This is a genomic window from Colwellia sp. RSH04 (genome assembly GCF_003545765.1).
In the GTDB taxonomy this organism is placed as follows: domain Bacteria; phylum Pseudomonadota; class Gammaproteobacteria; order Enterobacterales; family Alteromonadaceae; genus Colwellia.
On record NZ_QXIO01000001.1, the window covers coordinates 616,613 to 630,267 of the forward strand.

The following is a 13,655-nucleotide window of genomic DNA, read 5'->3' on the forward strand; positions in this document are numbered from 1 at the left end:
TTCACCTTTTATAAGTCATCGAAATCATCAAGTTCTTCTAATACGCTTAGTGATTCTTCATTAATTTTTTTTCCAATAAGCTCATCTACATTGCTAGCTTTAATGCGCTTATAATTAATAATATCCGGTAATCTTTTTTTGCCATTGGCATCCATAGCCCTATCTAACTGTGTAACATCCTCAACATTAGATAACTTAATTAATGCGCCTTTTTCAATGTTAGGATCTTCCATCATTTTTAATATCTGGGCACACCTTTCAGTTGTAATTTTTCTACGTTGATACCACTGCTCAGCCCCAGGAACATTATTATCTACTGCTTGTTTGTCTTGCTTTAATAGCTTGAGTTCTTTAGCTAAGCGATCTCTGATCCGATCACACTTCCCGTCATCACCTTTAACGCAGACTTGCTCATTGCAGTTTATGCAATCCCTGTATTTTGTACATGGTTCACTCAAGTATGATGTTATACACATGCCAAATTCTGTTGTATGAGCTGTTAATGATGCTTTTGTATTTAGCTCTTGAATTGATCGGGGATTAGCTACCTGGACTATAATTTGGTTCTTTGCTGATGAATCAGAAATAGCGAGTTCCTTTTCTCTCTCTTCTATAAAGTCAGCACCATATTCTTCGTAGGTTGTGTGGTTATAATATTGATTGTGTCGGGGGTCTGAACGTTGAGCCCACTTTGCTCTTGTTTTATTCTCCATGCCATTAACCGCAGCCATAGTATCAAGCATATGACGTAGTTGATGAGATGTAAGTGATAACTCTTTATACCCCCAACGTTGAAAAATAGAAAGGTTTCCTGACGCTAACTCGCCTGTCGATCTATTCCTTTTTTTTGTCGGTGACAGGTCTTCATTTAAGGTATTTATTGTAGGGATAGATAATTGTGTAAAGATTGTAGCTTTCTTCACATCCAGATTGTTTTTAAAACCTGCATATAACGAATCAGACCATTTAACCCGAACCCTTCCTTCTCCATTTTTAAAAGGGATATAAGGGAAGCCTTCTGGCAAGTTAGCTCTGACAATGTTGTTTAAGTCATTCAAACTTACTTGATAATCTTTTCTTTCAATTCCATTGAGTTTTAATAATTGATTTCGCCCCGTATTCTTTTGTTGCTTAGTTTTATATACAGAAATATCAAGACCTAGCGATAGTGCAACTTCATCCATTGTCAAAAGTTCATCACACTCAACTTTAGGGCATAATCTATGGCGAGGAAAATCAGTTGAATCTTCTAACATTTTAGCAAAGTTTCTTGCTTCCCTGGACTGCTTTTTTAATCGTTCAATTGCAACTTTAACAGTCTCAACCATAACCGTTGGCAGCCATTTATTCTCATATCCATAACTTTTTCCTGAATACCACTTAAGCCCTGTTAACGTTATTTCATCTTCAAAAGTTATAGGTGTATCACCTTTTCTATTACCGAGCAGCACCTCTACGTCTTCTTTACCTAATCCCATATTCATTGCTTTATTTGCTTTCATTTTTTCATAATGTAAACAATCAACTTTTAAGTACAAAGGCTCTGAGCCACGTGCAGGAGCGCTCAACATTAAAGCCATTGTAGATACTGTAAAAATATCTCTTGGGGACATCTCTACTGATTTTGAGCTACTTATCTGTGCTAATGCTTGAATTGCATTTTCGTCGGGCATTTTCTCTTGTCGACGTTTATCCGCTTCATCACCTACGGCAACATCTCTTGGTTTTTTATTAGGGTTTTTCCAATTAAACCCCGTTATCATTTTTTTATTTTCTAAAAATAATAATAACTTTTTAAGACCTGAGCCTGCCTGATATGCTGCACCTTGCCCAATGGATTCACGCGCTATTTGTGCGGCTAGGTCAAAATCTCGACTTGATAAGTTTACCACCTCAACAATGCCATATTGCTGCATACAAGCAGCATTAATCGCTTTTAGAGCATAAAACTTAGCTGTTGTTCCTGCTTTGCTAGATTTTTCATATGTAATATATGCTTTGGCAAAAGGGAGTAATGACTCATTTAAGAGGTTTTCAGGGTTTCTGTCTTGATTTGAAACACCGAAATTAGTGAAATTCCCTACGCCTGGCCAATAGTTACTTTCATAGTCATATTTATCATTTAACGGTTCTAATTCTTTGCAAAAAGTCATGAACTCCTTAAGGTTTTTTCTATGTTCTAATTCATGCTTAGGTGTAAAAATAACAACACTAGTCATTTAAGTACTCCTCGCAAAGTTTGATCACTTGGCAAACAGCAATGATGGCTCGATCATTTATTACAACTATTTGCATATCACTATCAGTATCCGATTTTAAACGCTCTCTTTCATCCATTAACCACTGTAAAACCAAGTAATGGGGCGCATGTACCCATGGTCGATATTTATCACAAAGATAACAAGCTATTGGAGCGTAATCCTGACAGAATGAATTGGTTCCACATGAGCCTACTTCACAGTTTTTTTCTCTTAATGCAATGCGTGTAGCGCCAGGGTTTTCTTTATTTGCCTCGTTTTCGTTTTCTACCAGTTTTCCCTCAAAAGCTGCTGCATATCGTGCGAGCGGTTGATTCATAATTTTAGAGATCTCTACTGCATGCTCTGGCACATTCGCAACATATACTGACGTATTTTGCATAGTAGAATGATCTAACAATGTTGCGATTGTTATCTCTCCTGCACCTTCCCTAGCAGCCCGTGTACCCAAGGTGTAACGAAACCGGTAAGGATTAACATGAATAAATTTACCTGTTCTTTCAGATACAACTTCTAGTTTCTGAACAGCACTTATTAACTGCCTTCTTAAATCCACATTTACCATGTGGGGCAATTCTGACTTTAAAAAATCAAAAAACTCATCCTTTGAATTAAAATAACTCTGACAATAGCCTCCATTCAGGAACAATGGCAGCTCACCATACTCTTGTGTAGTTAGTTTTCGGTTAATTGCTTTTTCGACAATTTTTTTAGACTCTTCAATGTGCAACTCTATAACCTGCGCGACAGCCTTTATCAAACCAAACGGTTTGAATGAAGTACGAAATTTCTCATTTCGTTGTTTTGCCCTGGGAATATTAACAATATAAGTAGGGGTGCTGGTATATGTACTGGTATACATAAAGTCTTTGACTTTAAGTGATGATATTTGCTCTGTTCGTCTTCCTGTTGCCTTGTAAATTAAAATAGTGGCGTAATCTTTTGTCGATAATTTACCTCTAGCGTACAGTTGAGCTGCTTTATGACCTATGCCTTCAAACTCAGTATCACTAAATGGACCGGTTTCAGGATCAAGCGATAAAACCGCTGCTCCTTTTTCATTTCCTGATAAGCGCCATCTATCGGTCAATTCATAAACTTCGTCACTTATATGATCATTTAACCCCAAGTAACGCATTTGCCTGATAAAACCACGCACAACAGAAAGCTTATATTCTTGCTTTTTAAGTAAACTATTTTTAAAGTTGATGAAACCCTGTTCGGAAAACACATCGACTTTTGATGTCCTCAAATATAACTTTAAATTATCGGATATATTACGAACATGTGTAGCAGAGTTACTTTCAGCAAAATAAGTTAACGTTTCTCGAATGTCATTTGCAAGTGAGTTTTCAAATGTATCAATGAAGGCAGCATTAACGGTGATATTTCTGTTTAATTTCCAATCATCACTCAAATAATCAAATTCAAAACCATTATAAGAAACGGTAACAGTTATCCTACTCTGTTGATTTGTTTCTGAGTCGCTAGTATCAGTAGTTAACGTCTTCATCATGAGCCTCCGTAGCTTTGTTTATTTTTGCACTTCCTTTTTCTTGTAGCTCTAACCCGACCTCAAAGGCTCTTCTTCTTTCGTATCTCTGGCTGTACCACTTGGCCATTTCCGACGTTTCACTCCAACCCATTAATTTCTGTCGATCACTTTCCGCTTTGTTATGTGTAGTTCGACCTTCTGCAATTTTTCTATCTGCATACTCGCTATATTTATCATTCCATGAATGTCTTAAAGCATGAGCGTGTACGTTAAAGTTTACCGATTGGGATATTTCTCTCATGATTTTATCAACAGAGGATATCGACAAGCCATTTTTCTTTAAGCTATATCCATGCGGTACAAATAAATAAGGTACTTTCTCCACACCTTTTACGTTACTTCGATGATAAATAACAAAATCATCAAACATGTCGCTTAGCCTTTTATCCATAGGTATGTTTCGACCTAATGTTTTCGCTTCTGGCCTGTCAGCACGATTGTCTTCAAGATCCGTTTCTGACCGAACGGTAACATAACGTCTTCCATTTCTAGGATGTGTTTTTACATCATCTATTCGAATTTTTAGAAGCTCACCTCTCCTTATACCAAGTGCTTCATACATATGAATAATCAGATGATTACGATATTGAATAGACTCACGCTTCCATGGGTTTCGGGGTGAATCAGGCCTAACTATATCTAAAACTACCGACATTTCTGCGGAAGAAAGCGATTTATATTTCTCTTCATCGTAGGTGTCTTTTTTACGCCCTATCTTCCTTGAACGATGTGATTTAAATAGTATTTCGGTTTCTGATTCTTTAGACGGGAATAACGTTTTATCTAACCAAGAGACATATTGGGAAAAAGTCGTGATCCTATTGTAAGTAGTATCAATATCGCACCATCCATCTTTATCGACAACGATAGATACCCTAGCGGCTTCAAGGTTACTTTTTTTAGTAATTTTTACTACTTTCGTTTGCTTAAGCTTTTCTCTTTTTTCCCTAAAAGAGTCAACCTTATAACTAGCCCAATGTACAATTTCTGAAACTTCTGCTTTTGTTAAGAACTCACCTCGAAGAGAGCGGTGGACCAAGTCTATTTCTAAAAAGTTACAAATTTCATATAAATATTTAAGGCGATCGAATACCGCTTTGCAGGTGTTACTTGCTTCTGATGTTTTAAAGTAGTGCTCCGTCACGAACAAATTAGGATAAGGCATCGGCATTCCAGTATTATCAACTAATACTGCATACTTAAAGCCACTGCTCATTTGAATTTTTCTTACTTTCATCAAACACCCTAAAACTTAACAAAAACTATAGGTACATGATAACCATAAATTTAAGTATAAAAAAAGTTTACAAAACTTTCCAGTTAAATTGTAAACTTTAATATAACTATTTATTTTTAATGATTTTATTGCTAACATTTAACAAAATCATGTCTCTGGTATGTGTCAGAACGGAATATCATCATCAAAATCAATTGATGGCTCTTGCGGGTTTACTTTAGGTGCTTGTTGCGGCTGTTGTGGGGCAAAACCACCTTGCTGCTGACCTTGGTTAAATCCACCGCCTTGCTGTGGCTTGTTATAACTTTGCTGAGGTGCTGCTTGTTGCTGGCCTTGATTAAACCCACCGCCTTGCTGTGGCTTGTTGTAACCTTGCTGAGGTGCTGCTTGCTGTTGAACTTGGTTAAAACCACCGCCTTGCTGTGGTGCTTGTTGTTGGAAACCACCACCTTGTTGCTGTCCTTGCTGTTGCCCTTGATTAGAGAAGCCACCAGCTTGTTGACCGCCAGATTGCCCGCGACCATCTAACATTTGCATTGTACCGTTAAAGCCTTGCACAACAACTTCAGTTGTATATTGGTCTTGACCTTGCTGGTTCTGCCATTTACGTGTTTGTAGTGACCCTTCAATATATACTTTTGAGCCTTTCTTCAGGTATTCACCCGCCACTTCAGCTAACTTGCCAAACATTGCTACACGGTGCCATTCAGTTTTCTCTTTTTGCTCACCCGTTTGCTTATCTTTCCACGAATCAGACGTTGCAATAGTTAGGTTAGCTACTGCGCCACCATTTGGCATAAAACGTACCTCAGGATCTTTACCTAAGTTACCTACAAGAATTACTTTATTTACACCTGCCATGAAAATTTCCTATTGAATGTGCATAGAATTTCATCGTGCTGTACACAATAAAATCACTTTTGAAAAAATTTAGTTAAGAGGACAATTCTATAGTGAGTAGGGGAACTTTTCGAGAAATTTTTACGTAAATCGTTAATTATTTTATTCCACATCATGTCTCAATATTGAAAAAGTATACCGAAAGAAATTAACTTTCTATTTAGCTGTATGATTCTATTATATTTAGCTCGTTTTATGTGTTCATTAACAGTTTAGTCGTTGGCTTAGAGTATATGGGCTTGCAATTTATCTCTTATCTCATCTGATATTTTCTTCGAAGCTTGAGCTTGATAATCAAAGTTCACCATAGTCGCGACACCAGTAACACACTTTTCTTCATGCTGCCAAAGCTCTTGGTAAACCTCAAACGAAGCACCGCCAATACGCTTAATATACGTGCGCATTTCAATTGGCTGACCAAAAAACAACTGCCCTAAATAAGATATTTCTACTTTAGCAATAATTAGCTGCCACTTTTTAGGATCAAGATCGGGTGTGAAGAACCTAAATATCCCTTCCCTACCACCTTCGAACCAAGTCGCCACTCGGGTATTATTAATGTGCCCTAAAGCATCCGTATCACTAAATCTTGGCGTTATTATTTCACTAAACATTATTCATCTCTTTTAAGGAACGTTATAACGACTATCTTATACCAATCTCATCAGGGGTATAGTATCTTAATTTAATCATTGCATTACTGAGAAATAATCATGTCACGATTTTTATTAGCAGTCACTTTATTACTAAGCCTTTCATTAACCAGCTCTTTTGCTATAGCTGATGCCAAAGCACCTGAAAGAAAAATAGGTGAAGGACCTTATAAACGTTTAATCCTTCGAGGCGGTAATGTCGTCAGTGGTGAAGGTGCACCAGCAAGGGGCCCGATGGATATTGTCATAGAAAATGATCGCATCGTAAGAATGATCAGTGTCGGTAATCCTGGCGTACCGATTAAAAGTAAAAAACGCCCTATTGCCAATGAAGGTGATATTGAGATAAATGTAGAAGGGCAGTATATTCTGCCTGGCTTTATTGACATGCATGCCCATATTGGTGGCAGTGCTCCAAATATTCCTGCGGAATATGTATTTAAACTATGGTTAGCACACGGCATTACCACCATCAGAGAGCCAGGTAGTTTTAATGGCGCTGATTGGGTGGTAGATCATGCTAAACGCAGTGAAAAAAATACCATTGCTGCACCAAGAATTGTGCCTTATTTTATGTTTGGTTTAGGTGAAGATGATCCGATTACAACCCCAAAGCATGCTAAAAAATGGGTTAAATCAATTGCTAAACAAGGCGCCAAAGGCATTAAATTCTTTGGTGCGAGCCCAGAAGTTATGACAGCTGCATTAACTGAGGCGAAAAAGCAAGGTTTAGGCAGCATGATGCATCATGCTCAGCTAGAAGTGACCAATATGAATGTGGTTGATTCTGCAAGACTTGGATTAACCACCATGGAACATTGGTATGGCTTACCAGAGGCCTTATTTGAACATCAACACATTCAGAATTATTCACCTGATTATAACTACAATAATGAGCAAGATAGATTCGGAGAAGCAGGAAGACTTTGGCAACAAGCCGCAAAAGAAGGCAGTGAAAAGTGGTTAGCAGTACGTGATGAATTACTCGCCTTAGATTTTACTTTAGATCCAACCTTTACCATATATGAAGCCAGCCGTGACTTAATGCGTGATATGAATGCCGACTGGCATAAAGATTACACCTTACCAACACTTTGGAATTTCTTTCAACCAAACCGTTATGCCCACGGCTCATATTGGTTTGATTGGACAACAGATGATGAAATAGCATGGAAAAAAAACTATCAGCAATGGATGAGCTTTGTTAATGATTACAAAAACCATGGCGGACGAGTAACCGTTGGTTCTGATTCAGGTTACATCTTCAAAATTTACGGCTTCAGTTATATTCGCGAACTGGAGTTACTTAGAGAAGCAGGATTCAATGCCTTAGAAGTGATTCAAGCAGCAACTATTAATGGTGCTCAAGCTTTAGGTATGGATAACGACATTGGTTCAATTAGAGTCGATAAAAAAGCCGATTTAGTCATTGTGAATGAGAACCCATTACGTAATTTTAAAGTGCTTTATGGCACAGGTCATTTTCGCTTAAGTGAAGACAATAAACCGATTAGAGCCGGTGGCGTAAATTATACTATTAAAGACGGTATAGTCTATGATGCTAAAGCCCTATTGAAGGAAGTGAGAGCGATAGTAAAAGAGGCTAAAGCTAATAGCGTTCATCAATAATTTTTTGCTAAAATAAATAAAAAACTCAACAATATTTACAAGTTAGCGCTATAGTTAAGTTAAGAATGAATTAACTCTTGATTTAACTTGCGCTGATATTACCAGCCAACTCCCTTTAACTTATGATTTTTAAAGGTACGCTGTTTTCTTGTCAAAGTTCATAACAAAAATAACACCAGAGCCAACATCGATTTTTCAGAGAAAAACATGGCTAAATACTATCGTTCTCTTTGCTCTGCTAACCTTCTATTTTGCTTGTACCATTAACGTTGTTCAGGCTCAAACAGCTACACCTCAAACAACATCAACGTCGCCCGCTACTGCTTTAGCTGTGATTACTCCAACTAATCCCAATGATGTCATTATTACAGATGAAATCTGTTCCACAGAACAAGCAGATGTAACGTTCAAGCCGCATACCATTTTCGATGAATCAGAAGAAGGCATTATTTTCCTACATCGATGGGCTAATGCTATTCATATCGACACCAAAGTAATGACTTTAGAAGATGAAGCGGCCTTTTTTCTTAATAAATGCAATAAAACATTTGCTGACATGGCCGAATTAGAACGTCACCTAAGAAGCAGAAAATATATCCGAGACGCTAAAGTTACAAGCGATAAAAATGGCGAAAATATTACCGTAACCACATGGGATAATTGGTCATTGATGCCCACGATAAGCTTCGGGCGTAAAGGCGGGGTTAATACCTATAGCTTCGGTATTAAAGAGCGTAACTTACTTGGTTTGGGCATTGATACTGAAATTGAATCCTATAAAAATGCACAACGAAAAGGTTACAAGGTGGTTAGCACTATTCCACTTTTTCAAAAACAAAATACCGCCATAAAGTTACGTTTTTCAGACAACGATGACGGTAAACAAAAGTCACTTTTCTTACAAAAAAGTTTCGCTGCTTTTCATATACCTTTTGCCTACATTGTTGGTTTTAATGATGACTCTCGTGACGATACTATTTTTCAAAATGGTAGCGAACGAAGTATTTTCTCACACGAGATAAATTATAAAACCTTAAGTTATGCTTGGATGAACTTTAATACACTGGAAAGTTTATTACGCTATCGTGTAGGGGTTACTCAAGACCAACATGAATTTTCTGACGCTACATTATTAAGCAATCAAGATATTCCTGTGCAATCAACACAACAACCACAAGATAGAGAGTTCTTATACCCATGGTTTGGCGTGGAATATATCGAAAAAGATTTTCGCAAACTAACCAATGTTCACCTTATTTCTCAAATTGAAGATTTTAACCATGGCTGGCAGTTCGATGCTCAACTCGGGTTAGGCAATGGCAATAAAGAAAACTCTGCATGGTCATTATGGAAAATGCAGATAAAAAAAGGCTTCCATATAAATACTAACAGTCTCTTTTTGCTCAACTTAGCTTTTGCTGGCGATATTTATAAAGACAAAAATAACCGAATACTCGCGAGTATTAATAGTGAGTATTTTTATCGATTCAATAACCGTTGGGGTTTTTATGTAAATAACACCAATTTCGTTAGTGATAATCAATATCAAGACAGACCGGTTACTATGGGGGGAAACACGGGTTTAAGAGGGTTCCCTTTACAATACCAACACGGTAAAAACAGTATTAAACTTACCTCAGAGCTTCGCTATTACCCAGATATCAATTTATTTAAACTCTTTGATTTAGCAGGTGTTGCATTTTTTGATACTGGCAGAGCTTTCGGTGGTTCTCCTGTAGAGAATATAGAAAAAAATTGGCTCAGTTCGGCAGGTCTTGGGTTAAGGGTATATTCTCCCCACTCAGGTGGAAGCCACCAAGTCATTCATGTAGATTTTGCTTTCCCACAAAGTAAAAACCCTGACATCAATAGTTTTGAAATCAGGGTTCAAGCAAAGAAATCTTTTTAATGCATTAAAATAAGTTAAAGGTTTTATCAGTTATAAAAAGCGTTTCAATATTTTATCAAGCTGGGTCATACGGATCTTATTGAGCAGCTTTTGTGGTTTTTCAGGGTAATCTTGTACCGATTCAATATCGGTGTAATTATTAATTTTGTTGGTTTGTACTAATATCCCCATAATCTCATCATTTACCTTAGGCATTAAAAGCTTCGACGGATCATCAACCAACAAACCATTTTCTAAATCCAAAGTCCATGCTCTTGGGTTGAGGTTGCTTCCTGTTAACATATGATAACGCTCATCAACCACCAGTCCTTTTAAATGAAAGCTGTTACCATCGTGTTTCCATAAATGAACATTTAACAAACCTTGATCAATAAATTTTTGATACTTTTTTAAGAAACGTTTTAGCAGCATTTCATAAATATAAGGCACAATACAAATCGTACTAAATTTATCTTGCTCAGCCACATAGAAATCATTTGCTGTTTTATCACCAACAATTAATGAAATATTCACACCGCGCTTTAATGCTTTAACAACATCTTTTGCTAAAACGGGTGGCAAATTAAAGTAAGGAGTAAAAATAGTAACGCTTGTTTGCGCATTTTGAATTAACTGACGAATAGAGCGATTGAGCTTATTATCGCGTCGGCCATAACCTATCAAAGGGGTGATAGTTATTTTGTCGGTTAATGTAGAAGACTTGCCACCAGCTACAGCAGCGTATTGATGACTCTTCAATAGCGACTTTAACGCAATGATATTTCTTTTTTGCTCTACTGGGCTAGGTAATTCTTTTAAATTAAGTTTTGGCGATAAACCAGACAAAACAAAAACTTTGTTAAGGTAATCGCAAAAATTATCTGCTAATGAGGTACTTTTGATACTCGCGTATCTATCAAGTCGATAGCGGTCATGCTGGTGAAGGTAAATATCATTTATACTTGCGCCGGTATAAAACAAGGTATCGTCAAAGACCATGCCTTTTAAATGCAAAACACCGAATAACTCTTTACGTTTTACCGCAACACCATAAATGTCAATACTTTGTTGATATTGCTCTGCTAATTGTAAATAAAGTGAGCGATTACCTAAGCTTTCTTTTTCGCCAATCAAGCCACGCTGTCCGCGATGGTAATCAACAAAAATCTTAATATCTAAATCTGGGGTCTTAGATTTTGCCTGATAAAGCGCATGCAGAATTTCTCTGCCTGCTTCGTCATCTTGAACATATAGTGCTGTGATAAAAATCCGCTGACGTGCAGCGGATATAAGCGCTAATAATTGCTCTTTATATTGTTTTGGCGAAGAATAAACTTCAATATCATTGCCAGTAACGACTATTTCTTTCACTGCACTTTATTTTTTTAAATCATCAATTTCACGAGTATACCAAGATTAAATATCTGGTGCACCAGACTTTTTGATATCCTCTTGAATTCCTTATTATATCGTGGATGCAAGCTCAGCCGCTTGACGAATTGCACGTTTGGCATCAAGTTCAGCAGCTACATTTGCACCACCAATTAAGTGCACTTTCATGCCGCCAGCAACAAGTTGTTCTTGTAAATCACGGTTTGGCTCTTGCCCTGCACAAATAATCACATTATCAACATCAAGTAAGCGTTCTTCACCATCAACGTCAATCAATAACCCATCATCATTGATTTCTTTATAGGTTGCCCCTGGCACCATAGTAACGTCATGCTTTAAAAGATGAGCACGATGCACCCAGCCTGATGTTTTACCCAGCCCTTTACCTACTTTAGTGGTTTTACGTTGCAATAACGTAATTTCACGTTTCGCTTTATGAGCCTCTGCTTTTGATGGTAATAACGCGCCGTTATTTTGATAAGACTTATCAACCCCCCAATTTTTCAACCATGCATCAAGATCATTCGTTAGTGACTTTTCATCAAGCAAATAACTTGCGACATCAAAACCAATTCCGCCTGCACCAATAATGGCTACTTTACTACCCACAGGCTCTTTATCTCTCAATACTTGTAGATAGCTTTTCACCTTATGGTGTTCTATGCCTTTAATATCGAGTTTTCTTGGTTTAATACCTGTTGCTAATATGACTTCGTCAAAGCCAGCCGCTAGCAATTGTTCTGCACTTTGCTCACTGTTTAAATGAATAGGTATTTCTAACAGTGAGAATTTTTTATTGAAATAGCGTAAGGTTTCATAAAACTCTTCTTTACCTGGTATTTGTTTAGCAACATTAAATTGACCACCAATTTCACTTTGCTTATCAAATAATTCAACCTTATGACCACGCTCTGTAGCATAAACACTAAACGCTAAACCAGCAGGGCCAGCACCAATTACCGCTAATCGTTTTGTTTGTTTGGTTTCTTTTAACACTAATTCAGTTTCATAACACGCCATCGGATTCACTAAGCATGACGCACGTTTTTGCATAAAAACATGGTCTAAACATGCTTGATTACAGCCGATACAGGTATTGATTTCATCTGCTTTATTTTCTGCTGCTTTATTCACAAAATCAGCATCGGCTAAGAAAGGCCTAGCCATTGACACCATGTCGGCATGACCTGAAGAAAGAACTTCTTCAGCAACTTCAGGGGTATTAATTCTATTTGTTGTTACTAAAGGAATGGAGACTTCTTTCTTCATTCGTTCAGTTATCCAAGTAAAAGCTGCTCGGGGTACCGATGTTACTATGGTTGGTACCCTTGCTTCGTGCCAACCAATACCAGTATTGATAATAGTCGCTCCCGCTTTTTCAACCGCCTTACCCATGGCAACAACTTCTTCCCAGCTATTACCACCTTCAACAAGATCAAGCATAGATAAGCGAAATATGATAATAAACTGCTTACCTACTTTGGCTCTCACCGCTTTAACCGTTTCAACTGCAAGGCGCATACGATTTTCAATACTTCCGCCCCATTCATCGGTTCTTTTGTTGGTTCGAGTACAGGCAAACTGATTAATTAAATAACCTTCTGAGCCCATTATCTCCACGCCATCGTAGCCAGCTTTTGCAGCCAGCTTTGACGCACTTGCGTAATCTTTAATAGTGCCCTTAATTTGCCTTACCGACATTGCGCGAGGTGTGAAAGGGGTAATAGGAGACTTAACCTTACTTGGGGCAACACTAAAGGGGTGATATGCATAGCGACCGGTATGCAATAACTGTAAGCATATTTTGGTTGGATACTTGTGTACGGCTTCGGTAACTTGTTTGTGTTTTTTTACTTGCCAAAAGTGACTCAACTCACTGCCAAAAGGCGCTATTCGCCCTCTAAGATTTGGGCTGACACCACCTGTAACAATAAGACCTACACCACCTTTTGCTCGCGCTTCATAAAACGCAGCTAATTTTGCAAAACCACCTTTTTCTTCCTCAAGCCCTGTATGCATTGAACCCATTAAGGTTCTGTTGGCTAATTGTGTGAAGCCTAAATCAAGTGGTTTTAATAAATTCGGATAATGTGTTGTTGTCATAATTGCTCTCATTGGTCTAACCAGTAATTATAAATTAATC

General features: G+C 37.6%; 9 protein-coding genes. 2 read left to right on the top strand and 7 right to left on the bottom strand.

The features are described from left to right. Nucleotides 1-8: 8 nt before the first annotated feature. The 5 genes from D1094_RS02485 to D1094_RS02505 all read right to left on the bottom strand — a co-directional run bounded on the left by D1094_RS02485 (nt 9) and on the right by D1094_RS02505 (nt 6,564). A complete protein-coding gene (locus D1094_RS02485; RefSeq protein ID WP_118958468.1) occupies nt 9-2,219 on the bottom strand; it encodes an integrase in 2,211 nt (736 codons plus the stop codon). After that, entirely contained in the window at nt 2,212-3,774 is a 1,563-nt protein-coding gene (locus D1094_RS02490; RefSeq protein WP_259337791.1) for a site-specific integrase, read from the bottom strand. The genes D1094_RS02485 and D1094_RS02490 overlap by 8 nt, the downstream gene beginning before the upstream one ends. Beyond that, the gene (locus D1094_RS02495) at nt 3,752-4,984 is read right to left on the bottom strand and encodes a site-specific integrase (RefSeq protein WP_259337792.1); all 1,233 of its coding nucleotides are present in this window, start codon (nt 4,982-4,984) and stop codon (nt 3,752-3,754) included. The genes D1094_RS02490 and D1094_RS02495 overlap by 23 nt, the downstream gene beginning before the upstream one ends. Nucleotides 4,985-5,215: 231 nt before the next feature. Next, a complete protein-coding gene (ssb, locus tag D1094_RS02500) occupies nt 5,216-5,911 on the bottom strand; it encodes a single-stranded DNA-binding protein (RefSeq protein WP_404851437.1) in 696 nt (231 codons plus the stop codon). Between the two features lie 263 nt (nt 5,912-6,174). After that, the gene (locus D1094_RS02505) at nt 6,175-6,564 is read right to left on the bottom strand and encodes a thioesterase family protein (protein ID WP_118958472.1); all 390 of its coding nucleotides are present in this window, start codon (nt 6,562-6,564) and stop codon (nt 6,175-6,177) included. A gap of 99 nt (nt 6,565-6,663) precedes the next feature. Between D1094_RS02505 and D1094_RS02510 the strand changes: the two genes are divergently transcribed. Further along, on the top strand, nt 6,664-8,232 hold the full coding sequence (locus D1094_RS02510) for an amidohydrolase family protein (protein ID WP_118958473.1): 1,569 nt from the start codon (nt 6,664-6,666) through the stop codon (nt 8,230-8,232). Nucleotides 8,233-8,380: 148 nt separating this feature from the next. After that, the gene (locus D1094_RS02515; RefSeq protein ID WP_118958474.1) at nt 8,381-10,141 is read left to right on the top strand and encodes a hypothetical protein; all 1,761 of its coding nucleotides are present in this window, start codon (nt 8,381-8,383) and stop codon (nt 10,139-10,141) included. Between the two features lie 30 nt (nt 10,142-10,171). Here the strand turns inward: D1094_RS02515 and pssA are convergent, their stop codons facing one another. Together pssA and D1094_RS02525 are read right to left on the bottom strand one after the other, a co-directional pair. Next, nucleotides 10,172-11,491, bottom strand: coding sequence for a CDP-diacylglycerol--serine O-phosphatidyltransferase (gene pssA, locus D1094_RS02520; protein ID WP_118958475.1), 1,320 nt, complete (start codon nt 11,489-11,491; stop codon nt 10,172-10,174). Between the two features lie 93 nt (nt 11,492-11,584). Beyond that, nucleotides 11,585-13,615: an FAD-dependent oxidoreductase gene (locus tag D1094_RS02525; protein ID WP_118958710.1), complete on the bottom strand. Its 2,031-nt coding sequence runs from the start codon at nt 13,613-13,615 to the stop codon at nt 11,585-11,587. Nucleotides 13,616-13,655 lie beyond the last annotated feature (40 nt).